We start from the raw sequence: 22,801 nt of genomic DNA, 5'->3' as shown, positions 1-22,801 counted from the left end.
AATGACATCGTTTCAGCGAAAAACAGGTTTAGGTAGAGGATTAAGTGCTCTTTTAGATGATTCGGATTCGGCTCATCCACAAAAGAATGCAATTAATCCGGTCAGTGAAACTGAACAGAAAACGCAATCAGGTAATATCGGTCATATCAAAATCAGTGATATCGCGACCAATCCTTATCAACCGCGTTCTGAGTTTGATCAGGTTGCGTTAAATGAACTGGCTGATTCCATCAGGGTACAGGGATTAATTCAGCCAATTACTGTCAGAAAAGCTGCAGGAGGAAATTATCAGTTAATCTCAGGAGAGCGACGTTTAAGAGCCTCTAAACTAGCTGGGTTAACGGAAATTCCAGCCTATGTCCGTGAAGCCAATGATCAGCAGATGCTGGAAATGGCCCTGATCGAGAATATTCAGCGTGAAAATTTAAATGCAATTGAAGTTGCACTGAGCTTTCAGCGCATGCTGGAAGAATGTAATCTTAAACAGGAACAGTTAGGAGAGCGTGTTGGTAAAAACCGGTCAACGGTTACCAATTACCTGCGTTTACTCAAATTGCCTCCAGCCATACAGATCTCTATCCGTGATCAGAAAATTTCTATGGGACATGCACGTGCGCTGATTAGTGTGGAAGAAACCGATAAACAATTGTTTATCCATCAGGAAATTATTGACAAGGGACTTTCTGTACGTAAGGTGGAAGAATTAGTTCGAAGTATCAATAGTCTTCAGCTGAAACCTAAAAGTGCAAGACAGCCGTTGGGTGTGTCTTTCGAATATCAGAAATTACAAAAAGATCTGGCTTCAAGATTTGCAACTAAAGTGAAACTTAAAGTTGGTGAGAATGGCAAGGGTGCAATTGAAATCCCTTTTGTTTCTGATGATGACCTGAGCAGAATATTAGAATTATTAGATTGGTAATGCCAAAAAACCTACTGTTATCGGTTTTGTTTTGCTGCACTGTTTTTGCAGTTAGCGGACAGGAAAAATTTAGTGTAAAAGGCGATAGTCTTAAACGTACTCCGGTTAAAGCGGATACGGGTTATGTAAATCTTGGCCGTATTGCTGGCAGAAAGGCAGCAATCAGATCTGCGCTGATTCCAGGCTGGGGACAGTATGGAAACGGATTAACTGTCTATCGCGGTATAAAAATAGCTGCAATTTATACAGGAGGTACTTTGCTGGCGATTTCTTTCATCCAGAATAATAATAAATATCACGAATACCTGACTGAGCTTCAGTACAGGGCGGAACATAATGACCAGCCTACACAGGGTAGTCCGCTGGCCAATATCCTGACTCCAGGCCTGATCACCGCAAAAGACGTGTACCGGAGAAATAAAGAAGTTATCATTTTCTCTTTCGTTGGTTTATACGTGGTGAACATCGTTGAGGCTTATGTGGATGCACGGCTTTCCTATTTTGATATAGGAGATAACCTGGCTATTAAGATTTCTCCTACTGTAATCGGTACACAATCGCTTATGTATGGATACAATGCTTTTAACCCTGGTCTCAAAGTCGCCTTCAGATTTTAAATTTCAATATGATTTACCAACCATCTTTTTTAAAATATAAATAAATGAATATAGCTTTAATCGGTTACGGTAAAATGGGTCAGATTATTGAACGTTTTGCTATAGAAAGAGGACATGAAGTTGTCCTGAAAGTAGGCATAGATAACCTGGCCGACCTGACTGTTTCTAATTTAAGAAAAGCAGATGTAGCCATAGATTTCAGTACACCTGATGCTGCTATTAATAATATATATACTTGCTTTGATGCAAATGTGCCTATTGTTGTAGGTACAACGGGCTGGTATGGACAATTGCAGGAAATAAAGGACGAATGTCTGCGCCGTAATAATACCTTGTTATATGGGTCTAATTTCAGTATTGGTGTGAATTTGTTTTTTCATATTAATGAAGTGCTTGCAAAAGTAATGAACAATTATCCCGTATATGAAGTACAGGTGGAGGAAATTCACCATACGCAGAAACTGGATTCACCAAGTGGTACAGCCATGACACTTGCAGAAGGCATTATCGAAAATATGGATCGTAAATCTGAATGGGTAAACGAACTGGATGGTAATCCTGCTATAGAAGTGCTGAAACAGGAACAAGTTTTGATCGCTTCGCAGCGGATTGAGAATATTCCAGGTACACACACGGTGATTTATAGTTCAGAAGTAGATGAAATAGAATTGAAACATACTGCGCATAGCCGTGCCGGATTTGCATTGGGTGCAGTAGTGGCAGCTGAATGGCTGCAAAATAAACAAGGATTCTATAATATATCTGATATATTTAATTTAAAATAACAAAACATATGAATTGGAAGTTCTGGCAAAAGAATAATACTGAGCCGAAAAAGAAAAAGACCAAAAGCAGAGAATGGTTTGATGCCGTTGTTTTCGCTGTAATTGCCGCAACTGTTATCCGCGTATTTTTTATTGAAGCTTATACTATTCCTACGGGTTCCATGGAGAAGTCGCTGTTAATCGGCGATTTTTTGTTTGTGAGTAAAGTGAATTACGGTGCAAGGATACCTATGACTCCGGTTGCTTTTCCTTTCGCACACCATACAATGCCTGTCACTGGCACAAAAGCTTATTATGACGGCATACAGTGGAAATACCGCAGACTACCTGGAATGCAGGATATCAAAAGAAATGATGTGGTAGTTTTTAACTTTCCAGATGGTGATACTGTGGCATTAGAAGCACAGGACAGAGATTATTATGACATGGTACGTGCAGTTGGTAAACAAGCTATTCAGAACCAGTATACAATTGTCAGCAGACCAGTAGATAAAAGAGAGAATTATATCAAACGATGTATTGGTATCAGCGGTGATATCTTAAGTATGTCAAATGGATTGGTTACAATCAATGGCAAAGCTGAACCCATGAAAAATACAGGACAAATCGACTATATGGTAAAGTTTAAAACCAGCGATGTCAATTTCCAGGTATTTGAAGAAATGGGTTTTGTCATTGACAGGGATATCAGTGCTTTATCTCAGGACACTTATAATTTTGTCGGTACACCAGTAATGATGGATAAAGTAAAGAAACTGGATTTCGTTGCTGCTGTTAACACCCGTACTGCTGCACCGGGTGCAGTTGAAGCTAATGTATTTCCACAGGACCCAAACAGGAAATGGAATGCTGATAACTGGGGCCCTATTCAGGTTCCTAAAAAAGGATGGACTGTCAAGTTGGATAGCGTATCTATGCCTTTGTATCAGCGGGCAATTTCTACTTATGAAGGTAATAAGGTAGAGAAAGTTGCTGGTGGATGGTTAATTAATGGTGTAAAAACTGATAGTTATACTTTTAAAATGGATTATTTCTGGATGATGGGAGATAACAGGCATAATTCACTGGATTCAAGATATTGGGGATTTGTACCAGAAGATCATATTGTAGGAAAGGCTTTATTCATCTGGATGAGTTATGATACCAATGGTTCTTTCTTTAGTAAAATCAGATGGGGCCGTTTATTTAATGGTATTCATTAAGCCAGGATTTATAATCAGAGTCAGGCCTATAAATAAAAAGGGTTGCTATGTCAGAGACATAGCAACCCTTTTTTTATAACCGGCTAATCTGTAGTTTATCTGCCAGTTCGTTTAAATCGTTTACAACTGGTTCCACTAAAGGGATTCCAGTTATCCTGCGTTCCTGTTCGAATGTATATTCAGGCTCTCCAGGAATAATTACCCGTTTGGCGGGATCGATGGTTTGAGCACTTTGAAAGCGCCCGATCCAGTTATCCAGGTGATCCTTGAAATCTTGTGCAGGGCGAAATCCATCTATGCGCATTGCCCCGAAGAAATGACCTAAGCCTTCTCCTACAGGATTTGCTGAAGGTTCAAGAAAAGCCACAAAAGGAGGGACCCACGGGCCATAATTAGCTCCTGAGAGGACCGCTGTCAAAATATCAACAGTTGCACTTAAACCGTAACCTTTATGACTACCATGATCCTTGTCACTTCCCAGCGGCAATAAAGAACCGCCATTTTTCAGTGCATTGGGATCAGTTGTTCCATGACCATCTTTATCTTGTGCCCAGCCATCAGGAATTGGCTGGTTTGCACGCTGTGCAATTTCCAGTTTTCCATTTGCAGCAGCTGCGGTAGCCATATCAACCACTACGGGTGGATATTTGCCTGCAGGGAAAGCATAACACATCGGATTAGTCCCTAATAATCTTTCATTGGCATAAGTAGGGGCCACCAAAGGACTTGCATTAGTCATACTAATTCCAATCATATCTTTTTCTACAGCCAGTAAAGCATGATAGCCGGCAATGCCGAAATGATTGGAATTTTTGACTGCAACCCATCCACTACCGTATATCGCAGCTTTTTCCATCGCTATTTTCATTGCAAATGGAGCAACTACCAGGCCAAGGCCAGCATCGCCATCTACAGTGGCAGTTGTTGGCGTTTCATGTACAACCCTGATATTTGGGGTCGCATTAATTCTTTCTTTCTCCCATAAGCGGATATAACCGCTTAACCGGGCTACGCCATGGGAATCTATGCCTCTGAGATCAGAACGTAATAATACGTCTGTGGCCAGGTCCGCATCTGTTGCAGAGCAGCCCATTCTCAAAAAGACGCTTTTGGTGAAATTCCGTAAACGTGTCTCTGTAAAAGTATGAAAGGTCATTTGAATGAGTTAAGCGTATAAAACCGTAAATTTATAATCGAGCGGTTTGAATGCAGCTAATAAACCTTCAATAAAATCTTCCCCATAAAGTATATACATCGGAGCAATATTCAGCACACGTTCCTGCAGTACGCCTGATGGAAATAATTTATTTTTTAAGGTATCAATTTGCTGTAAAGAGGTCGTATGCTTTCGCTTTTCAGCTCTCAAAAGTTTTTTCTCCAGGTTAGTGACCAGTTTCAAAGCTTTTGTTTTAGCAGCTTCCGCAGACATAGAAAGCGTTTTATCTATTTTATAGGAATTTAACTTAATCTGATCAAAGACAGCTCTTATTGCACGTTGTTCATCATCCAGACAAAGAGAGTCGCCTACATGTGCTTTGATCCACTGGTTTTTCAATTGCTCATCACTATTGAATAGAGTGATCGGACTGATATCCAGAATTTGCATTTTCCGGGCACTTCTATCGTCTATAACTAAAGCTGAATTTCTTAGAATCAGGATAGGATATGGGATTTTATAGAAATCAAAATTCGCTTTTAATTGTAACCAATAAGTCACTTCAGCTCCACCACCAATATAAGCAAGGTTAGGCAGAATTAATTCCTGGTAAACCGGACGCATAACTACGTTGGGACTAAAACGCTCAGGATGATGAGCTATTTCGTGCTTTAAAGTTTCTTTTGTGAAACTGATTTCGGTATTCAGGACCTTATATTCGCCATCTTCTTCTACAATACGTTCACGAAGCTGGTTGTCCATATAGAAGAAATTGATCTCTCTTGGATTCACCTGAGGTTTATAACCTTTTGCTTCTAAAGCTGCGCTGCTTGTATTAATCTGTGCAAAACTGTTTTGCTCAACAATATCCTGGTATACAATTGGTGAAAACTGTGCTTTTAATGCTGCATCATCAGCATCTACACAAACTAAACCTTTTTTACCAAATAAGGTGTCTACCAGTTCGCGTGTTGCATCAGAAAGCGTTTTATTGGAAGTATAGGCCTTTTCAACTATTTGTGAAAATTCAGTACCGTTTTCACTGATACCCAGATAACCCTTATAGCCAACAAGTGCATCCGTGATATCAGAAGTCGTTAACCTGCCGGTAGCACCTGCAGCGTTCTTTTTCCATGTGAGCATTTTATCCTCTACTTTCACATGGTTGATTTCTTCAAAATCGTGATCCTCAGTAGCCATCCAGTAGACAGGTACAAAGTTATAATCAGGAAAACGTTGTTTGAGATCTGCAGCCAGTTTAACCGCAGTAACGATCTTATAGATAAAATAAAGGGGGCCTGTAAAAATATTTAGCTGATGGCCTGTCGTTATGGTAAACGTGCGGTCATCAGCTAATAAGTTGATATTTTCAAGAACTAAAGCAGAAGGTTGTAAATGCTGATACTGCTTGTGCAGGCTGTTTACTAATAAGTTGCGGTCACCGGAATATTTCCGGTCTCCGATAGCTTTTTTAAAACCCTCTAAAGTAGGGGAGTACTTATAAAAAGACTCCAAATTATCCTTTCCATCTATGTAATCCAATACAATGGATGAAAAAGCGTGTGTTTGCTGATAAGAGATGTACTTGGCCTGCATTGCCACGAAATTAAGTTAATAAACCATAATTCAGCGAAACACAATATTATTTTACAATCTGTCCATATAGATCAAAATCTTCAGCACGGTCAATTGCTACGTTTACGAAACTACCATTTGCCGCATAACCTGTGCCAGCGTCGATTAAAACCTCATTGTCAACCTCCGGAGAGTCAAATTCGGTACGTCCGATAAAGAAATCACCCTCTTTACGATCTACCAGGACTTTGTAAGTCTGACCTACTTTATCCTGGTTGATTTCATAAGAAATTCCTTGTTGTAATTCCATGATCGCATCGACACGCTCTTGTTTTACCTCATCAGGTACATCATCCACTAAATTATGTGCATGCGTTTTTTCTTCATGAGAATACGTAAAACAACCCAACCTGTCGAAACGGGTATCTTCTACCCAACGTAACATTTCTTCAAAATCCTGTTCAGTTTCACCAGGGTAACCGCAAATCAGTGTAGTACGCATTGCAATTCCAGGAACTTTATCTCTGATCTGATTAACGATATCAATAGTCTTTTGTTTCGTGATTCCACGGCGCATAGACTTCAGCATATTATCGGTGATGTGCTGTAAAGGCATATCCAGATATTTACAGATGTTCTCTCTTTCGTTCATTGCATCCAGAATTTCCATTGGGAATCCTGAAGGATAAGCGTACTGTAACCTGATCCATTCAATACCATTGATATCAGAAAGACGTCTTAACAATTCATCCAGATTACGTTTGCCGTAGATATCCAAACCATAATACGTTAGATCCTGAGCAATCAGTATTAATTCTTTAGTTCCGTTGGCAGCTAATATTTTTGCCTCTTTGACCAAAGCTTCCATTTCGGTCGAGACATGTTTACCACGCATCAAAGGAATCGCACAAAAAGAGCAGGGGCGGTTACAGCCTTCTGCAATTTTAAAATAAGCAAAATGTGAAGGCGTGGTCAATAAACGTTCTCCAATCAATTCATGCTTATAATTTGCACCTAATGAATGTAATATATTTTGCAGATCGTTAGTACCGAAAAAGGCATCAACGTTTTTTATTTCTGATTCCAGTTCAGGCTTATAACGTTCAGAAAGACATCCCGTTACAATTACTTTACTGATTTTACCTTCTTCTTTTAACTGACTGTATTGAAGAATAGTATCAATAGACTCCTGTTTTGCATTGTCAATGAAGCCGCAGGTATTGATGACAATGATATCATCCTTGTTGATGTCATTAGCTTCATGAACTACATTTAAGCTATTCCCTCTTAATTGTCCCATCAAAACCTCAGAATCGTAAATGTTTTTGGAACAACCCAGTGTAATTACGTTGATTTTTGGTTTCTTAACAGGGATAATTTTAGAAGTCGTTTTCGTATTCATCTTGTGTGTATATATTGCTTTTAAAAGAAGGCTTATTTAAACAGGCCGTCAACAAAAGCTTTTTTATCAAATAATTGAAGGTCATTCACACCTTCACCAACCCCAATGTATTTAACAGGGATTTTAAACTGATCAGAAATACCAATAACTACACCACCTTTGGCAGTGCCGTCGAGTTTAGTAATTGCCAGCGCATTAACATCTGTAGCCTCTGTAAATTGTTTACATTGCTCAAACGCATTCTGTCCGGTCGAACCGTCGAGTACCAGTAAAATCTCATGTGGTGCATTAGGGATTACCTTCTCCATCACTTTTTTGATTTTGCCAAGCTCGTTCATCAGTCCGATTTTATTGTGCAATCTTCCGGCTGTATCAATGATCACTACATCTTCTCCGTTCGCAACGGCAGATTGTATAGTGTCAAATGCAACAGAAGCAGGATCAGAACCCATTGCCTGGGCCACTACTCTTACATCAATGCGTTCGCCCCATAATTTAATCTGTTCAACAGCTGCCGCCCTGAAAGTATCCGCAGCACCCAATACCACTTTCAGCCCTTCAGCTTTAAGTTTATGGGCAAGCTTGCCAATGGTGGTAGTTTTCCCTACGCCATTCACACCAACTACCATGATTACATAAGGTTTATGATCACCGTATTCGAAGTTACGGAAATCATTGCTGTTATTTTCAGCGAGTAAAAGCTGGATTTCATCACGGAGGATCAGGTTCAATTCTGAGGTGGACAAATATTTGTCTTTTGCCACCCTGTCCTGAATTCTTTCAATGATTTTCAATGTAGTAGTTACACCGACATCAGAAGTAACCAGTACTTCCTCCAGATTATCCAATACATCATCATCAACTGTTGACTTTCCGGCAACAGCTTTCGTGATTTTGTTAAGGAACCCGTTTTTAGTTTTCTCTAAACCTTTGTTTAATACTTCCTGAGCTTCAGGAGCAGTTTCCTTTTTCTTGAAAAAATCGAATAGTCCCATAGAAATGTAGATGAAAACAAAAAAAGCCCTCCCATAAATATAGGGACGGCTTTAATATCATTAAATATTAAAATTACTTGCCTTGTCCAGCAATAGCATCTTTAACGTGATCGTTATGAACGATAACTTCTTTGAAAGAATAAGCACCAGATTTTGGTGATTTAGTCATCGTAATAACTTTTGAATATTCTTTACCTTTACCCGTTTTAAGGGTTGCAACTACCTTTTTTGCCATGATCTAAATAGATTGGAAATGTATTACTTAATTTCTTTGTGTACAGTTACTTTCTTCAATACCGGATTGAATTTTTTCAATTCTAATCTCTCAGTAGTATTTTTACGGTTTTTTGTAGAGATATATCTAGACATACCAGGCATGCCGCTAGTTTTATGCTCTGTACATTCTAGAATAACTTGTACTCTGTTACCTTTTTTTGCCATTTTATTAATAATTTAGTTGATTCACATCAACAATGTTTTTACAAAAATCCTTTTTTTACGAAACGGTTAATAGCTTCAGTAATACCAATTTTATTGATGGTTTTGATAGCTGAAGTAGAAACTTTCAGTGTTATCCAACGGTCTTCATCAGGAATATAAAATTTCTGAAGTTGTAAGTTGGGATAAAACTTACGTTTAGTTTTAACGTTTGAGTGAGAAACATTAAAACCACTCATAGCCTTTTTTCCGGTTAAATCACAAACTCTAGACATGCCTTTAATATATATTGTTAAATTGTTCTTCGCTTAATTTTTTAAGAGTGTGCAAATATCACGAAAATATTTGTAACGATCAAGAGTCCATGTGATTATTTTTCAAATTTTATAGATTAGTTCTTGTTGCTCTTCCGGCAAAGATACATAAATACCCCATAAATACGAATCCTGGACCATTCATTACCTTATTATGCTGTATTGTAACGAACTGACAACATATATTTTGCTATAATAATCTTTTAACTACCTTTCAAATAATTTATATTAGCTTAAAATTATCACCAAATATATTATGCAAATCAAATCTTTAGCCGAGTACGAGGAAACCTATAAGTTCAGTGTCGAGCATCCAGAAGAATTCTGGGCTGGAATAGCAGAAAAATTTCTATGGAAAAAGAAATGGGATAAAGTCTTATCCTGGAATTTCACTGACCCACAGATCAAATGGTTTGAAGGTGCGAAGTTGAATATTACTGAAAACTGCCTTGATCGTCATCTGGAGAAAAGTGGTGACAAACCTGCGATTATCTGGGAATCAAATGATCCTGAAAAACCAAGTGTAACGCTGACCTATAAAATTCTTCATGAACAAGTATGCCGGTTTGCTAACGTGCTAAAGAAAAATGGTGTAAAAAAGGGTGACCGTATTTGTATTTATATGCCGATGGTGCCGGAACTTGCTATTGCAGTGCTGGCCTGTGCACGTATCGGAGCAGTCCACTCTGTTATATTCGGTGGATTTTCTGCTAAATCAATAGCTGACAGAATCAATGATTCAGCTTGTAAACTGGTTATTACTGCAGATGGTTCTTTCCGTGGTAATAAACAAATTCAGTTGAAAGAAGTTATTGATGATGCTTTAATCGGATGTCCGACAGTAGAGAAAGTGATTGTGCTTACCCATACACGTACTCCTGTCTCGATGCTGAAAGGCCGTGATTTATGGTTTGAAGATGAGATTAAATTAGTAGATACCATTTGTCCTGCTGAAGAAATGGATGCAGAAGACATGTTGTTTATCTTATATACTTCCGGTTCTACAGGAAAACCAAAAGGGGTGGTACATACCGTTGGCGGCTATATGGTTTATGCAGGCTATACTTTTGCCAACGCATTTAATTACCAGCCTGACGAAGTATTTTTCTGTACTGCCGATATTGGCTGGATTACCGGACACTCTTATATTGTCTATGGTCCGCTTTCACAAGGTGCAACGACTTTAATATTTGAAGGAATTCCTACTTACCCTACACCATCCAGGTTGTGGGAAGTCGTGGAAAAACATAAAGTAAATATTCTTTACACCGCTCCGACTGCCATCCGTTCGTTGATGAGCTTTGGCAAAGAGCCTTTAGAAGGGATAGACATGAGCAGCCTGAGAGTATTAGGGTCGGTAGGAGAACCCATTAATGAAGAAGCATGGCACTGGTTTGATGAAGAAGTAGGTCATAAAAATTGTCCTATCGTAGATACCTGGTGGCAAACAGAAACTGGTGGATTAATGATTTCTCCGATTGCTTTTGTAACCCCATTAAAGCCTGCCTGTGCAACACTGCCTTTACCAGGAATTCAACCCCTGCTGGTTGATGAGAATGGAAAAGAGATTGAAGGGAACGGCGTGAATGGTAACCTTTGTATTAAATTCCCATGGCCAGGTATACTGCGTACTACTTATGGTGATCATGAAAGATGTAAACAGACCTATTTCTCTACCTATCCAAATCTTTATTTCACAGGTGACGGCTGTATGCGTGATGAAGATGGTTATTATAAAATCACTGGAAGGGTAGATGATGTTATCAATGTTTCAGGACACAGAATTGGTACTGCTGAAGTTGAAAATGCAATCAATATGCACGCCGGAGTAGTAGAAAGTGCTGTTGTTGGGTATCCTCACGAAGTAAAAGGGCAGGGAATATATGCTTTCGTAATTTATCCGAAGCTGCACGATGAGCCTGAATTAACGAAAAAAGATATTCTGCAGACAGTAACCCGTGTAATTGGTGCTATTGCAAAACCAGATAAGATTTTATTTGTAACTGGCTTGCCGAAAACACGCTCAGGAAAAATCATGCGCAGAATACTTCGTAAGATTGCTGAAGGTGAAACTACGAATCTTGGAGATACCAGCACATTATTAGATCCGGGAGTGGTAGAAGAAATCATTGTTTCTGCACAGCAATTGTAAATATTCACACCCTTCAAAACAATTTTAATTCTTTAGCTGTTCCTTATCGAAACGATCATTAATTTAAAATAAATACTATGGACAGTTTAGAGTTAAAAGGAAAATGGAATGAGTTAAAAGGTAAAGTTAAACAAGCCTATGGAGATCTTACAGAAGATGACCTGAAACATGAAGAAGGGAAAGACGATGAACTTTATGGTAAATTACAGCAAAAAACAGGTAAAACCCGTGATGAAGTAATTACGTGGTTGAAATCTTTATAGAATTATATTTTAAAGGGCTCCTCAAACTAGTTTGAGGAGCCCTTTTTTATTTTACCAGATCGATAACCAATGCGTTATTGACCATAGTAATATTTACTCTTTGATCTGGAGTAAATCCAATTTCACTAAGCCAATGACCTGAAAGTTTGATTTCGGGGATTATAGATCTGCTCCGGCGATTAATTCTTATAATGGATTGAATCTTTAAGCTTCTGCTCCATGGCAGGCTGCTTATATTGGTATCTGTTACTTGCATAGCTCTTTTTGATAAGTTTAAACACTTAAGGTAAATATACTTCCTTTAAGTTAAGTTTTTATCTGAAGTTATAAACATATTGCCTGCTCCGCACAAAATACGGAGCAGGCATGTCATTGAGCAATTATAAACTAATAACCGAATATTTGTTCCAGCGTAAGTGTGTTTAACTTACCGAATTTTTCCATATCCTGCGTTTTTACTTTTTTATCAGAAGCTACTATACAGTAGTTATATGGCTTATTGGCTACCTGACTAGTATGGAAAGCTTTAATATCTGCGAAAGTTAAAGGCTGTAAACCTTTATACTCATCAATTCTCGAATCATGATCAAGACCTAATCTCTGATCTGCATAATAATGATTGATAATCGCATTTTTGGTGATTCTTGAAGTTTCTAAAGAGTTTAAAGAATTAGATCTCGAAGACTGAAAGTTTTTCTCAGACTCAGGCAATACATTTAATAACTCATTCATTGCACCAACAGCGTCAGTCATTTTATCTGCCTGGCTACCTACATAAGCAATCATAGCATAGTCTTTTTCTTTTTTATCCGGAGCCGAATAATACGCATAAGTTGAATACGCTAAAGCTTTGGACTCTCTGATCGTCTGAAAAACTATAGAGCCCATCCCACCACCAAAATAGCTGTTAAACAGATTAATTTTAGCTGCATCCGAAGGATTGTAAGCACCATTGTTCCTTATCCAGCGAATTTCGGACTGTACCATATCGTAGTTTGCGAAATAAACCTGATTATCTTTAGTATCAGTATAAACAAACTGCTGAGCAGGTGTTGTTTCAGTAAACACTTTAGGCAAAGCATGAACTTTTTCAATGTTTTTAGTGAACACATCAATTGATTCCGGACCATAATAGTTTATGGAATGCTTAGTTTCATTGATATGATGTAACACATCCAATAATTGTGCAGAGGTTAATTGTTGTACCTCTTCATTGGATAAGACAAAATTAGACGGGTTTTTTGGACCATACTGCGCGTAACTCATCAGACCCGAAAGTATCGCAGCCTTGTTTAGCTTTGTATTCTCTCTTGATTTAAGGATACTGCTTTTCATCTCTTTTAGTGCCTCTTCATTTGCTTTACAATTTGCAAACACATGTTCCACTAAGTTTACAGCCTGATCGAAATTCTCCTGAAGACCACTGATTTCAATCGTAGTTACATCATTTTTTACCGAGAATGAATAATTACAAGCAATGTTATAAAACTGCTTGCTGATTTCTTCTGCAGTATATTTATCGGTACTTAAAAAAGCAAGATATTTTGCAGCATAAGGCATTAACTTAGAATTCCACGCGCCCATATCAAAACGATAGGTCAAGTTGAAAATGCTGTTCTCTTTATTTTGAACAGTCACTACATCAGCGATACCAGCCTTACCAAAGTTCAGATCCTTCTGGTAATCGAGGAATCTGGCTTCAATAGGTTTTGAAGGTGTGGACAGTAAGTTTTTTGTGAAAGCAGAAGTCTCATTGGTATTCGTTTTAACCGGAGTAATAGCCGGTTTATCAACCTTTTGAATACTCTTATCTTCTCCTTTGTGCTTCAAAATAACCACGTAGTTATCTTTGAAGAACTTATTCGCAAAATCAACCACTTCTTTCTTGCTGATTTTAGCCATATCATCAGGATTTCTCAGTGATTTGTCCCATTTCGTTGCGCGATTCAAGATAAACTCGTTAGTCACGGCCTCCACACGGAAATCATTTTTATCAAATGATTCCAACAAACTTAATTTGCTGTTTGCAACCGTTGCTTTGATCAGGCTCTCCTCAAAATCACCTTTCTTTAATAAAGTAATCTGGTCTAATAATAACTGCTTGGCCTGATCCAGTGACTGGCCTTGTTTAGGTTGAGCAAGCAAAAGGAAAGTACCATAATCCTTCATCTGCTGATATCCCGCACCAGCATTTAAGACCTTCTGTTGCTTATTTAAATTGATATCCATTAAACCAGCCTTACCATTCGCCAGAATGCTGGAAATTAAATCAAGAATCATACTTTCCTTTGTATTCTCCGCGTACCCTCTGTAACCGATTCTCACCGCCTCAGCGCTTGGGCCATTGATATCGGCTGTCTGAATTTTAAGTAGTGGCTTTTCAGCAGCAGGATTATATAATTCAAAAGGTTTCGCTTTCATATATGAAAAAGACTGATCCACTTTTTTAATCATTTCATCTGCTTTAAAATCCCCGGAAAGAACAACAGCCATATTATTAGGAACATAATACTTGTTATAATATTTGCGGATTTCTACCAGAGAAGGATTCTTTAAATGTTCAATTGTTCCGATCGTAGTTTGCTGTCCGTAATTATGAGCAGGGTATAGCAAATCATTCATCTTCTCACTCATTTTCCAGGAATCATTGTCAAGCCCTCTGTTTTTCTCTTCATAAACGGCTTCCAGTTCGGTATGGAAAATACGAAATACAGGATTGCGGAAACGCTCGGCCTGTAAAGCAAGGAATTTATCAGTTGCATTGGAAGGTAAATCTTCATTGTAAACAGTTTCCTCATACCACGTATGGGCATTCGTTGACTGTCCGCCAATAGATTTCATCATTTTATCATACTCATTGGCAATAGAATAATTAGAAGCCTCACCAGAAGTTTTATCTATTTGGGCATAGATTTCTTTCCGTTTAGCAGGATCAGTAGTTGCATGGTATTTCTCATATAGTCCTTCTATCTTATCCAGCAAAGGCTTTTCTTTCGCATAATCTAAAGTACCAAAACGATCAGTTCCTTTAAACAAAAGATGCTCCAGGTAATGCGCTAAACCTGTAGAAGTACGCGGGTCAGTATTACTGCCAGCTCTGACAGCCATGCGGAACTCAATACTCGGTTCTTTAGTGTTTTCAGAAAGGATGACAGTAAGACCATTTTGCAAAGTATAAAAACGGGATTTGGTAGGATCGTTGGTTACATACTTATAAGTATATCCACCAGAGGATGCCGTTTTCCACTCATACCCTACTTGCGCCATTAAGGACGATCCAGCGAGGATAAAGCAGGATAAGAGAAATATTTTTTTTTTCATGTTTAATAAGTTATGATCAAATATACTTTTGAAATATGAGAAACTAGTTATATATATCCCATAATCTTGTACTTTTACCCCCATGAAGAAAGAGCAATCCAGACCCAATATTTTAGTAGTAAATGATGATGGTGTTACCGCACCAGGTATCAGGAATCTGATTGAAGCCGTTAAGGAATTTGGTAACGTTGTAGTGGTCGCTCCCGATGGGCCACAGTCCGGAATGGGACACGCAATTACCATAGGAAAGCCCTTGCGTTTTGACAGGGTACACCTTTATGAAGGTGTTGAAATGTATAAATGTTCAGGTACACCTGTTGATTGTGTCAAACTTGCAGTAAACAGAATATTTAAAGGTAAAAAACCTGACCTGTGCGTTTCAGGAATTAATCATGGATTGAACAATTCAATCAACGTTATTTATTCAGGAACAATGTCAGCTGCTATGGAAGGCGCAATTGAAGGTATTCCTTCTGTTGGATTCTCTTTAGATGATTTCTCTGAAGAAGCAGATTTCAGTCACTGCATTAAGTTTATTAAAACTATAGTCCGCCAGGTGCTCGATCACGGTTTGCCACAAGCTACTTTGCTGAATGTTAATTTCCCTAAAGGTGCAGACCTGAAAGGAATTAAAATTTGCAGACAAGCAAATGCAAAATGGGCAGAAGAATTTGACGAACGTAAAGATCCATATGGCCGTCCTTACTACTGGTTATCCGGCGTATTTCAGAATAACGATAAAGGAGAAGATACAGATGTATGGGCATTGGAAAATGGTTTTGTATCGGTTGTACCCGTACAATTTGATTTAACAGCACACCATGCAATTCCAATATTAAACTCATGGACATTTAATGATTAATCAGATTAAAGACAATGTATGGATAGGTTTTGGAATCGGTGTTTTCCTTCCGGGGGTACTGCTTTCAATCGTCTGGTTTATTATGCACCAGATAGCCTGCCTCGCTAAAGCAGACCTGTTATTGATCGGTTGTATTGCTGTGAATGCTTTATTGCTGAAATACTTTTTCAAGGTGAATAAAGAAAATACCGGCAGAGGCGTATTAGGTGCCACATTTATATGGGGAATGCTTTTCTTTTTCTATAAAATATCACAATCATGAAATATTATCTTGTAGCCGGTGAAGCTTCCGGAGATCTCCATGGAGCTAATTTAATGAAGGCGCTGAAGGATCAGGATCCCGGGGCAGAATTCAGATATTTCGGCGGGGATAAAATGAAAGCAGAAGGCGGTACGCTTGCAAAGCATTATGCAGAGATGGCATTCATGGGTTTTACAGAGGTCGTGCTTAACCTGAGGACGATATTCAGGAACTTAAAAACCTGTAAAGAAGATATCATGGCCTATTCGCCCGATGTTTTGATTCTGATTGATTTTCCTGGCTTTAATTTAAAGATTGCCGGTTTTGGGAAAGAAAAAGGTATTAAAGTTTGTTATTACATTTCTCCGAAAGTCTGGGCATGGAACCAGAAGCGGGTACTGAAGATAAAAAAAGTAGTTGATAGAATGTTTTGTATCCTTCCATTCGAAGTAGACTTTTACAAGGGGTGGGGGATGGAAGCAGACTATGTCGGTAATCCCTTGCTGGATGAAAAAGCCTCCTTTATACCAGATCCGGATTTCCTTGTACAACATCAATTAAATGAAGATAATATTATTGCTTTGCTTCCAGGCAGCCGTAAACAGGAAATAGAACGCCTGTTGCCCGCAATGCTCAGCGTTACTGAACAATTTCCAGATCAGCAATTTGTTGTTGCAGCAGCACCAGGATTTCCAGTTGTTTATTATCAGCAATTTATTGGCGCAAAAAATGTGAAACTCGTTTTTGGAAAGACTTATGACCTGCTGCAGGTGGCAACAGCAGCCATAGTAGCTTCAGGTACTGCAACTTTAGAAACTGCTTTATTTCATGTACCACAAGTAGTGGTTTACAAAGGAGGAACAATTTCTATTGCAATTGCGAGGATGCTGGTGAAGATCAGGTTTATATCCCTGGTGAATTTGATTATGGATAGAGAAGTGGTCACTGAGCTTATCCAGGAGGACTGCAATACAATCAACATTACAGATCAGCTGCACAGGCTGATTGAAGGACAGGGAAGAACGAAAATAATGGCAGATTATAAGGAACTGTCGGTAATTATGGGCGAACCCGGGGCTTCTGCCAGAACCGCATCACTCATTTCAGCATTTCTGCTAAAAGGTTAAAATAAAAATATCTGCCTTGATACCTTCAGGGCAGATATCCGTATTTATTTTAAGCAGTCTTTTTGACTAATAAATTGCTTATTCTTTTAACCACATCATCCAGATCAAATGGCTTACTGATATAATCATCAGCGCAAGCCTGCGTACTCATCTGTTTACTTCTTGGATTTGCAGACATCACAATAACCGGGATATGTTTGGTGAACATGTCATTTTTAAGATCATCACAAATTTCAATACCATTCCCGTCAGGTAACATCACATCAATAATAAACAGATCAGGTAAAGAGTCCCTCAGTTTACTTTTCAGTTCACTAACCGACGAAGAAAGCTGCAATTCATAACCCTCATCCTTCAATAAATATTCAATGATATACCTGATATCACTGTCATCTTCAAGTACGTGTATCCTTTTGATCATAATCAATTATGTTTGGCTATTATTTGAATCACAAGATCAACAAATAGTGTTCCATAATAGCCATAAAGGACTATGTCGGGTTAAATATTACATATACTTGTGTTAAAACTTATTCGTTTAAATAATCAAAGGCAGATCAATGATATTGATCTGCCTTTGAGGTGAAATATTTTAATTATACAGCATCAATTGCTTCACGTAAAGCCTTTGCAGCCGCAGCAGGATCTTCCGCACCGTAAATTGCAGCACCAGCAACCGCTACTATTGCACCAGCTTTGATTACAGCTGTCACATTATTGATGTTTACACCACCAGCGATAGAAACAGGAACACCTGCACGTGCAGCTTCATCAATTAAAACCTGGATAGAATATCCTTCTGTCCATTGTTCATCTAAACCTGCATGTAATTCTACGAATTCAGCACCCAGTTTAGTGACTTCCTGTGCACGTTTAACACGGTCAGCTACACCAATTGTATCTACCACTATACCTTTACCATGCGCTTTAGCAGCTTTAATTGCACCAGCAATAGTAGCATCTCCGGCAGCACCTAAAACCGTAACTAAATCAGCACCCGCTTTAAAAGCAATATCAGCCTCTAACTCACCAGCGTCCATTGTTTTTAAATCAGCAAATACTAATTTATCAGGGTGAGCTTGTTTCATTGCTGTAACCACTGCAATACCTTCATTTTTAATTAATGGGGTACCTAATTCAATAATGTCAATATAAGGAGCGATTTTAGCAGCTAATGCTAAAGCATCTTTTGTAGTCAATAAATCTATTGCGACTTGTAATTTTGCCATTGTAATTTGTTTTTAATTATTGTTTGTATTTCTTTAAAATCGATTGTGTAAGCGGGTATCTGTTATTCCAGATTGGCATGTCTTTTCCATAACTCTTCAGCAGGAGTGCCATCAGCAGCCCACATCGTCTGAAAAAGTGCGTCTGTGAGTAAGAATAAAGCTTGTTCAAATAAGCTGCCTGCATACTGCTCAGAAATAGTCTTTCCATGATCCTGTTTTTGTGCAGCAGGAATGAGCAGTACAAGCGTAGCTAAGCTAGCAAGAGGAGAATCGCTGGTTGTAGAAAAAGCAATGACCCTTGCACCGGCATCCACAGCCTTCTCCGCTGCCTTTACGATAGTACTGGTCGTTCCTGAACCTGAAGCTGCAATCAAAAGATCCCCGTTTTTAATTGCAGGTGTGGTCGTTTCCCCCGCAACGAATACTGTGAACCCAAAATGCATTAAGCGCATTGCAGCGGCTTTCAGTGCTAAACCAGTACGGCCGGCACCAATCACAAACATACGTTCTGCCTGCTGTAAATGAGGAATTATTGCTGCTAACTGAATAAAATCCAGTTGTGCTGCTAACTTCTGGTTCTCTTGTAAAATCAATTCCAGGTTTGCCTGTAAACCAGCTGCCTGTTCATTTATGTTTGCACTACCCATCTCTTTTTTTCTGCGTCAAAGGTAGTGGAGGCATGCAGCCCTTACGTTACACTATATGCGCATAGTATGGGACTATTTGGAAACGACTGCTAATACATCCTTAACTATTAATATATTTGACACAAATGGAAGAAAGTACGGGCCTTGGATTAGAAAAGTCATTAATATATATCAGAAACCTGGAGAAATGTCCACCCAGTTATCTGAATGATCCGGGAAGAAAAGACTTTTTTGAAATTGTCTGGCTGCAAAATGAATTTCCATTACACGCCGTCAAAGAAGAAGAGAAACCAGTAACAGGACACTGGATTTATCTTATCCCACCATACCGCGTGCATCAACTGAACAAAGCGGGTAAAAACGGTATCTTATTGTCTTTTAAAAGAGACTTTCTGGACGAAGAAGACAAAGAATTCTATCTTGATATCTTTAAAATCTTTAATATTCAGGGAGAATTTTCATGTCTGCCCTTAACCAAAGAAAATGCTGTTGAACTGGATAAAATTTATCAGTTGCTCGAAGAAGAATACAAACAGCAGAGCAATAGCTTTTTGATCCTGAAAGCACTGCTGAAAGTTTTTCTGCTGAAACTCATCCGTATCAAAGAACATGTATTTACCACGCAAGACGTCAATCAGAAAAGAGTATACGAATTTATGATGTTGCTGGAAGAAAATTATCAAGTGGAGCGGAATGCAGACTTTTATGCCGGAGAATTAGGCTTAAGTGCCAAACGCCTCAATCAGATCTTAAAAGATAAACTGGATAAAACAGGCATGCAACTCATCCATGACAGGATTATTCTGGAAGCTAAAAGGCAAATCATTCACAGCGAAAATACACTCAAAGAAATTGCCTATAACCTGAACTTTACAGATCGTTCCTACTTTAGCCGGTTCTTTAAGAAGCAAACCGGACAATCTCCCGAAGATTTTCAAAAACAAGCTAAAAGCCATATTGAATCCAGATTTAATACCCTGATCGAATAGATAGAACCTGATAAATATTGATTAGCTTTATTTTCTAAACTCAAAATTTATGAAAAGAATAGCCTTTGTTCTTCTATTTGCAGGCACGCTGGCCGCTTGTAAACAGGGAGGCCAAAAAAGTAATGCAAATCCGCAATTCGGCAAATTATGTGATCAATATTACGAAGATTATTTAAAATTAAATCCAATTTCTGCTACCTACGCAGGAGATAACAGGTATAACAGCGAGTTGCCAAATGATGGTTCTGCCGCCTACCTGAACACCACAAAAAACTTCTACAAACAATATCTGGATAGCCTGGGGAAATATAAACGTGACCAGCTGGATGAAAACGATAAGTTATCTTTTGATGTATTAAAAGATAACCTGGAAACCGGCCTTGAAGGTTTAAAATATCATTTTGAATACCTTCCTTTCAATCAGATGAATGCCTTACCCTTAACCATCGGGCAATTGGGATCTGGTACAGGTGCACAACCATTTAAAACAGTTAAAGACTATGAAGACTGGTTGAAACGTGCCGGCGCATTTTCTGTCTGGGCAGATACAGCTATTGGAAACTTTAAAAAAGGAATAGCATCAGGTATTGTTTTACCTAAAGCACTGGTCGTGAAAATGTATCCTCAAATGCTGAGCATGGTCGTTACTGATCCTGCAAAGAGTTTATTTTATGCGCCTGTTATACAAATGCCAAAAGACTTTGCAGCCGCTGACAAAAAAAGACTGACCGAGGCTTATCGCACTACGATTATGACCGTTATCGTTCCAACGTATAAAAAGCTGGGCGAGTTTCTTAAAAATGAATATCTGCCGAAATCAAGAACCACTTCCGGCTTCTCTTCTTTACCAGAGGGTACAGCCATGTACACTTACCTGGTTAAACAACAAACTACGACAACCAAGACCCCTGAAGAAATTTATCAGACCGGACTGAAAGAAGTAGCAAGAATCCATTCATTAATGGATAGCATCAAAGATAAAACGGGTTTCAAAGGCGACCTTAAGGCATTTTTTGAGTACATGAAAACAGATCCTAAATTCATGCCTTATAAAACACCTGCTGAAATTCTGGCAGCTTTTGATAACATTCATAAACGGATGGAACCAAACCTTAAAACCATGTTTACGACCGTTCCCAAAACACCATTTGAAATCCGTCAAACAGAAGCTTTCCGTGCAGCGTCCGCCAGTGCAGAATACAATCAGGGATCTGCCGACGGTAAACGTCCTGGGATTTTTTACGTACCGATACTGGATGCGACCAAATTTAATACGACTTCGGGTATGGAATCTCTATTCCTTCACGAAGCAATTCCTGGTCATCATTACCAGATCTCATTAACACAGGAAAACACGGAACTTCCTAAATTCAGACGCTTTGGAATGCACAACGCTTACGTAGAGGGCTGGGCATTATATTGTGAATCCTTAGGTAAAGAGCTTGGTTTATATACTGATCCTTACCAGTATATGGGTGCATTGGGTGATGAAATGCATCGTGCTATCCGCCTGGTTGTAGATGTAGCTATACATACCAAGAACATGACCAGAGAACAGGCTATCAAATATATGATGGATAACGAAGCCATTAACGAACAAGGAGCAACAGCCGAAATTGAGCGTTATATGGGGATGCCTGCACAAGCATTAGGTTATAAAATAGGGGCGATGAAGATTCGTGAATTGCGTAGCAAGTATGAAAAACAACTGGGTGCTAAATTTAAGCTTGCCGAATTCCATCATCAAGTGCTTAAAGACGGCTCATTGCCGCTCAGTGTCTTTGAAAATAAAATGGACAACTGGGCAGCTACATTAAAATAATCCAGTTCAAACGTGATCAGGAAAATATCCTGATCACAGAGAAACTTCCGGTATTTAACCTGTAGCCATGTGTAACCGGATATAAATTCTCAATTTCAGGCCCTATAAAAGAGGCCGAGATCAGGTCATCAGGATTGGAACGGAAAAGCACCGACCATTTTCCTGATGACCTGTTTTTATAGATTTCCAGAATACCCCTTCTATGTACTACCCTGAATAAAGGGATATTGGGTGACAGTCGTTTCACTTGAAAATTCTCGCCATAAAGTGACATTTTGTAATAAATCATAGTGGCTTTTTAAGGTTTCTAAGCTAATTGATTCTCAACACGCTTTAATAAATCGTCTAAATCGAATGGTTTACTAATAAAATCATCTGCAAAAGCTTCTTTACTACTTTGTTCAGCATTGGCATGTGCAGAAATGATAATTACCGGAATATGCCTGGTGTCCAGGCTCTGTTTCAACTTCCGGCACAACTGTATCCCATTTCCATCCGGAAGTCTTACATCCATAAGAATAAGATCAGGCAAGGTATTAAAGAGGTTAATTTTAAACTCTTTAGCATTAGCAGCTACTGTAACATCAAATTCTGACTGTTGCAGAATATATTCTATTACATCTCGTATAGCTTCATCGTCTTCTATGATTTGAATCAGTTTTGACATAATATCTATTCATGAAAAATGTGGTTATTAAACAAGACGGTCTGTACATTGTTTAACAAATTATTTTTATTAATAAAC

The 22,801-nt window shown here is 38.6% G+C and carries 25 protein-coding genes; 11 read left to right on the top strand and 14 right to left on the bottom strand.

Going from position 1 to position 22,801, the window contains the following annotated elements:
* The first annotated feature begins 1 nt into the window (after position 1).
* Genes ABIB30_RS14730 through lepB form a run of 4 tightly spaced genes read left to right on the top strand, consistent with a single transcriptional unit; the run spans position 2 to position 3,523 of the window.
* The gene (locus ABIB30_RS14730; RefSeq protein WP_354303247.1) at positions 2 to 919 is read left to right on the top strand and encodes a ParB/RepB/Spo0J family partition protein; all 918 of its coding nucleotides are present in this window, start codon (positions 2 to 4) and stop codon (positions 917 to 919) included.
* Positions 919 to 1,536, top strand: coding sequence for a DUF5683 domain-containing protein (locus ABIB30_RS14725; protein WP_354303245.1), 618 nt, complete (start codon positions 919 to 921; stop codon positions 1,534 to 1,536). Before ABIB30_RS14730 ends, ABIB30_RS14725 begins: the two co-directional genes overlap by 1 nt.
* Positions 1,537 to 1,580: 44 nt before the next feature.
* Positions 1,581 to 2,321, top strand: coding sequence for a 4-hydroxy-tetrahydrodipicolinate reductase (gene dapB / locus ABIB30_RS14720; protein ID WP_354303243.1), 741 nt, complete (start codon positions 1,581 to 1,583; stop codon positions 2,319 to 2,321).
* Between the two features lie 8 nt (positions 2,322 to 2,329).
* Complete coding sequence (gene lepB / locus ABIB30_RS14715; RefSeq protein ID WP_354303241.1) at positions 2,330 to 3,523, top strand: signal peptidase I; 1,194 nt, start codon at positions 2,330 to 2,332, stop codon at positions 3,521 to 3,523.
* 73 nt (positions 3,524 to 3,596) lie between these two features.
* Here the strand turns inward: lepB and ABIB30_RS14710 are convergent, their stop codons facing one another.
* From ABIB30_RS14710 to rpmB, 7 genes are all read right to left on the bottom strand, one after another.
* Positions 3,597 to 4,679 (bottom strand): Ldh family oxidoreductase, encoded by a 1,083-nt coding sequence (locus ABIB30_RS14710; RefSeq protein ID WP_354303239.1) that lies wholly within the window; start codon positions 4,677 to 4,679, stop codon positions 3,597 to 3,599.
* 9 nt (positions 4,680 to 4,688) lie between these two features.
* Positions 4,689 to 6,275, bottom strand: coding sequence for a bacillithiol biosynthesis cysteine-adding enzyme BshC (gene bshC, locus ABIB30_RS14705; protein WP_354303237.1), 1,587 nt, complete (start codon positions 6,273 to 6,275; stop codon positions 4,689 to 4,691).
* 46 nt (positions 6,276 to 6,321) lie between these two features.
* The gene (gene rimO, locus ABIB30_RS14700; protein WP_354303235.1) at positions 6,322 to 7,656 is read right to left on the bottom strand and encodes a 30S ribosomal protein S12 methylthiotransferase RimO; all 1,335 of its coding nucleotides are present in this window, start codon (positions 7,654 to 7,656) and stop codon (positions 6,322 to 6,324) included.
* Between the two features lie 32 nt (positions 7,657 to 7,688).
* Positions 7,689 to 8,651 carry a signal recognition particle-docking protein FtsY gene (gene ftsY, locus ABIB30_RS14695; protein ID WP_183885579.1) on the bottom strand — a complete coding sequence of 321 codons (963 nt, stop codon included), beginning with the start codon at positions 8,649 to 8,651 and terminating at the stop codon, positions 7,689 to 7,691.
* Positions 8,652 to 8,724: 73 nt separating this feature from the next.
* Positions 8,725 to 8,886, bottom strand: a complete 162-nt coding sequence (locus tag ABIB30_RS14690; RefSeq protein WP_082036098.1) for a DUF4295 domain-containing protein — start codon at positions 8,884 to 8,886, stop codon at positions 8,725 to 8,727.
* Positions 8,887 to 8,909: 23 nt separating this feature from the next.
* Positions 8,910 to 9,092, bottom strand: coding sequence for a 50S ribosomal protein L33 (gene rpmG, locus ABIB30_RS14685; protein WP_008242799.1), 183 nt, complete (start codon positions 9,090 to 9,092; stop codon positions 8,910 to 8,912).
* A 38-nt stretch (positions 9,093 to 9,130) separates the two neighbouring features.
* On the bottom strand, positions 9,131 to 9,364 hold the full coding sequence (gene rpmB / locus ABIB30_RS14680; protein WP_037437638.1) for a 50S ribosomal protein L28: 234 nt from the start codon (positions 9,362 to 9,364) through the stop codon (positions 9,131 to 9,133).
* A gap of 295 nt (positions 9,365 to 9,659) precedes the next feature.
* Here rpmB and acs point away from each other — a divergent pair, with 295 nt between their 5' ends.
* Both acs and ABIB30_RS14670 read left to right on the top strand, forming a co-directional pair.
* On the top strand, positions 9,660 to 11,555 hold the full coding sequence (acs, locus tag ABIB30_RS14675) for an acetate--CoA ligase (protein WP_354303231.1): 1,896 nt from the start codon (positions 9,660 to 9,662) through the stop codon (positions 11,553 to 11,555).
* A 77-nt stretch (positions 11,556 to 11,632) separates the two neighbouring features.
* Positions 11,633 to 11,818, top strand: a complete 186-nt coding sequence (locus ABIB30_RS14670) for a CsbD family protein (protein ID WP_068406300.1) — start codon at positions 11,633 to 11,635, stop codon at positions 11,816 to 11,818.
* Between the two features lie 46 nt (positions 11,819 to 11,864).
* Here ABIB30_RS14670 and ABIB30_RS14665 read toward each other — a convergent pair whose 3' ends face one another.
* Together ABIB30_RS14665 and ABIB30_RS14660 are read right to left on the bottom strand one after the other, a co-directional pair.
* A complete protein-coding gene (locus ABIB30_RS14665; protein WP_354303229.1) occupies positions 11,865 to 12,074 on the bottom strand; it encodes a SymE family type I addiction module toxin in 210 nt (69 codons plus the stop codon).
* A 131-nt stretch (positions 12,075 to 12,205) separates the two neighbouring features.
* Entirely contained in the window at positions 12,206 to 15,139 is a 2,934-nt protein-coding gene (locus ABIB30_RS14660) for a M16 family metallopeptidase (RefSeq protein WP_354303227.1), read from the bottom strand.
* 82 nt (positions 15,140 to 15,221) lie between these two features.
* On the opposite strand from ABIB30_RS14660, the gene surE reads away from it, so the two are divergent.
* Genes surE through lpxB form a run of 3 tightly spaced genes read left to right on the top strand, consistent with a single transcriptional unit; the run spans position 15,222 to position 17,369 of the window.
* Entirely contained in the window at positions 15,222 to 16,001 is a 780-nt protein-coding gene (surE, locus tag ABIB30_RS14655; protein WP_354303225.1) for a 5'/3'-nucleotidase SurE, read from the top strand.
* Entirely contained in the window at positions 15,994 to 16,263 is a 270-nt protein-coding gene (locus ABIB30_RS14650; protein ID WP_354303223.1) for a stationary phase survival protein SurE, read from the top strand. Before surE ends, ABIB30_RS14650 begins: the two co-directional genes overlap by 8 nt.
* Positions 16,260 to 17,369, top strand: coding sequence for a lipid-A-disaccharide synthase (gene lpxB / locus ABIB30_RS14645; protein WP_354303221.1), 1,110 nt, complete (start codon positions 16,260 to 16,262; stop codon positions 17,367 to 17,369). The genes ABIB30_RS14650 and lpxB overlap by 4 nt, the downstream gene beginning before the upstream one ends.
* 49 nt (positions 17,370 to 17,418) lie before the next feature.
* On the opposite strand, the gene ABIB30_RS14640 is transcribed toward lpxB, so the two are convergent.
* The 3 genes from ABIB30_RS14640 to hxlB all read right to left on the bottom strand — a co-directional run bounded on the left by ABIB30_RS14640 (position 17,419) and on the right by hxlB (position 19,245).
* Positions 17,419 to 17,790: a response regulator transcription factor gene (locus ABIB30_RS14640; RefSeq protein WP_183868505.1), complete on the bottom strand. Its 372-nt coding sequence runs from the start codon at positions 17,788 to 17,790 to the stop codon at positions 17,419 to 17,421.
* Positions 17,791 to 17,965: 175 nt separating this feature from the next.
* Positions 17,966 to 18,598, bottom strand: coding sequence for a 3-hexulose-6-phosphate synthase (gene hxlA, locus ABIB30_RS14635; protein WP_068406325.1), 633 nt, complete (start codon positions 18,596 to 18,598; stop codon positions 17,966 to 17,968).
* Between the two features lie 62 nt (positions 18,599 to 18,660).
* Entirely contained in the window at positions 18,661 to 19,245 is a 585-nt protein-coding gene (hxlB, locus tag ABIB30_RS14630) for a 6-phospho-3-hexuloisomerase (protein ID WP_354303218.1), read from the bottom strand.
* Positions 19,246 to 19,370: 125 nt separating this feature from the next.
* On the opposite strand from hxlB, the gene ABIB30_RS14625 reads away from it, so the two are divergent.
* Together ABIB30_RS14625 and ABIB30_RS14620 are read left to right on the top strand one after the other, a co-directional pair.
* The gene (locus tag ABIB30_RS14625; protein WP_354303216.1) at positions 19,371 to 20,234 is read left to right on the top strand and encodes a helix-turn-helix domain-containing protein; all 864 of its coding nucleotides are present in this window, start codon (positions 19,371 to 19,373) and stop codon (positions 20,232 to 20,234) included.
* A 49-nt stretch (positions 20,235 to 20,283) separates the two neighbouring features.
* Entirely contained in the window at positions 20,284 to 22,056 is a 1,773-nt protein-coding gene (locus ABIB30_RS14620) for a DUF885 domain-containing protein (protein ID WP_354303214.1), read from the top strand.
* Positions 22,057 to 22,072: 16 nt separating this feature from the next.
* On the opposite strand, the gene ABIB30_RS14615 is transcribed toward ABIB30_RS14620, so the two are convergent.
* Together ABIB30_RS14615 and ABIB30_RS14610 are read right to left on the bottom strand one after the other, a co-directional pair.
* The gene (locus ABIB30_RS14615; RefSeq protein WP_354303212.1) at positions 22,073 to 22,345 is read right to left on the bottom strand and encodes a hypothetical protein; all 273 of its coding nucleotides are present in this window, start codon (positions 22,343 to 22,345) and stop codon (positions 22,073 to 22,075) included.
* A gap of 18 nt (positions 22,346 to 22,363) precedes the next feature.
* Positions 22,364 to 22,723, bottom strand: coding sequence for a response regulator (locus ABIB30_RS14610; RefSeq protein ID WP_084359440.1), 360 nt, complete (start codon positions 22,721 to 22,723; stop codon positions 22,364 to 22,366).
* Positions 22,724 to 22,801: the final 78 nt, after the last annotated feature.

Origin of the sequence: Pedobacter sp. UYP1 (assembly GCF_040547305.1) — a bacterium.
In the GTDB taxonomy this organism is placed as follows: Bacteria; Bacteroidota; Bacteroidia; order Sphingobacteriales; family Sphingobacteriaceae; genus Pedobacter.
This window is presented reverse-complemented; position numbering and strand designations above follow the sequence as displayed.

Excerpts from the sequence above, each read along its gene's own strand:
- rpmG (WP_008242799.1), bottom strand. The coding sequence starts at position 9,092 with ATGGCAAAAAAAGGTAACAGAGTACAAGTTATTCTAGAATGTACAGAG.
- ABIB30_RS14690 (WP_082036098.1), bottom strand. The coding sequence starts at position 8,886 with ATGGCAAAAAAGGTAGTTGCAACCCTTAAAACGGGTAAAGGTAAAGAA.
- rpmB (WP_037437638.1), bottom strand. The coding sequence starts at position 9,364 with ATGTCTAGAGTTTGTGATTTAACCGGAAAAAAGGCTATGAGTGGTTTT.
- ABIB30_RS14665 (WP_354303229.1), bottom strand. The coding sequence starts at position 12,074 with ATGCAAGTAACAGATACCAATATAAGCAGCCTGCCATGGAGCAGAAGC.
- ABIB30_RS14660 (WP_354303227.1), bottom strand. The coding sequence starts at position 15,139 with ATGAAAAAAAAAATATTTCTCTTATCCTGCTTTATCCTCGCTGGATCG.
- surE (WP_354303225.1), top strand. The coding sequence starts at position 15,222 with ATGAAGAAAGAGCAATCCAGACCCAATATTTTAGTAGTAAATGATGAT.
- ABIB30_RS14625 (WP_354303216.1), top strand. The coding sequence starts at position 19,371 with ATGGAAGAAAGTACGGGCCTTGGATTAGAAAAGTCATTAATATATATC.
- hxlB (WP_354303218.1), bottom strand. The coding sequence starts at position 19,245 with ATGGGTAGTGCAAACATAAATGAACAGGCAGCTGGTTTACAGGCAAAC.
- ABIB30_RS14725 (WP_354303245.1), top strand. The coding sequence starts at position 919 with ATGCCAAAAAACCTACTGTTATCGGTTTTGTTTTGCTGCACTGTTTTT.
- acs (WP_354303231.1), top strand. The coding sequence starts at position 9,660 with ATGCAAATCAAATCTTTAGCCGAGTACGAGGAAACCTATAAGTTCAGT.
- ABIB30_RS14730 (WP_354303247.1), top strand. The coding sequence starts at position 2 with ATGACATCGTTTCAGCGAAAAACAGGTTTAGGTAGAGGATTAAGTGCT.
- dapB (WP_354303243.1), top strand. The coding sequence starts at position 1,581 with ATGAATATAGCTTTAATCGGTTACGGTAAAATGGGTCAGATTATTGAA.
- ABIB30_RS14615 (WP_354303212.1), bottom strand. The coding sequence starts at position 22,345 with ATGATTTATTACAAAATGTCACTTTATGGCGAGAATTTTCAAGTGAAA.
- lpxB (WP_354303221.1), top strand. The coding sequence starts at position 16,260 with ATGAAATATTATCTTGTAGCCGGTGAAGCTTCCGGAGATCTCCATGGA.
- ABIB30_RS14650 (WP_354303223.1), top strand. The coding sequence starts at position 15,994 with ATGATTAATCAGATTAAAGACAATGTATGGATAGGTTTTGGAATCGGT.
- ABIB30_RS14640 (WP_183868505.1), bottom strand. The coding sequence starts at position 17,790 with ATGATCAAAAGGATACACGTACTTGAAGATGACAGTGATATCAGGTAT.
- ABIB30_RS14710 (WP_354303239.1), bottom strand. The coding sequence starts at position 4,679 with ATGACCTTTCATACTTTTACAGAGACACGTTTACGGAATTTCACCAAA.
- lepB (WP_354303241.1), top strand. The coding sequence starts at position 2,330 with ATGAATTGGAAGTTCTGGCAAAAGAATAATACTGAGCCGAAAAAGAAA.
- ABIB30_RS14620 (WP_354303214.1), top strand. The coding sequence starts at position 20,284 with ATGAAAAGAATAGCCTTTGTTCTTCTATTTGCAGGCACGCTGGCCGCT.
- ABIB30_RS14610 (WP_084359440.1), bottom strand. The coding sequence starts at position 22,723 with ATGTCAAAACTGATTCAAATCATAGAAGACGATGAAGCTATACGAGAT.
- ABIB30_RS14670 (WP_068406300.1), top strand. The coding sequence starts at position 11,633 with ATGGACAGTTTAGAGTTAAAAGGAAAATGGAATGAGTTAAAAGGTAAA.
- hxlA (WP_068406325.1), bottom strand. The coding sequence starts at position 18,598 with ATGGCAAAATTACAAGTCGCAATAGATTTATTGACTACAAAAGATGCT.
- ftsY (WP_183885579.1), bottom strand. The coding sequence starts at position 8,651 with ATGGGACTATTCGATTTTTTCAAGAAAAAGGAAACTGCTCCTGAAGCT.
- rimO (WP_354303235.1), bottom strand. The coding sequence starts at position 7,656 with ATGAATACGAAAACGACTTCTAAAATTATCCCTGTTAAGAAACCAAAA.
- bshC (WP_354303237.1), bottom strand. The coding sequence starts at position 6,275 with ATGCAGGCCAAGTACATCTCTTATCAGCAAACACACGCTTTTTCATCC.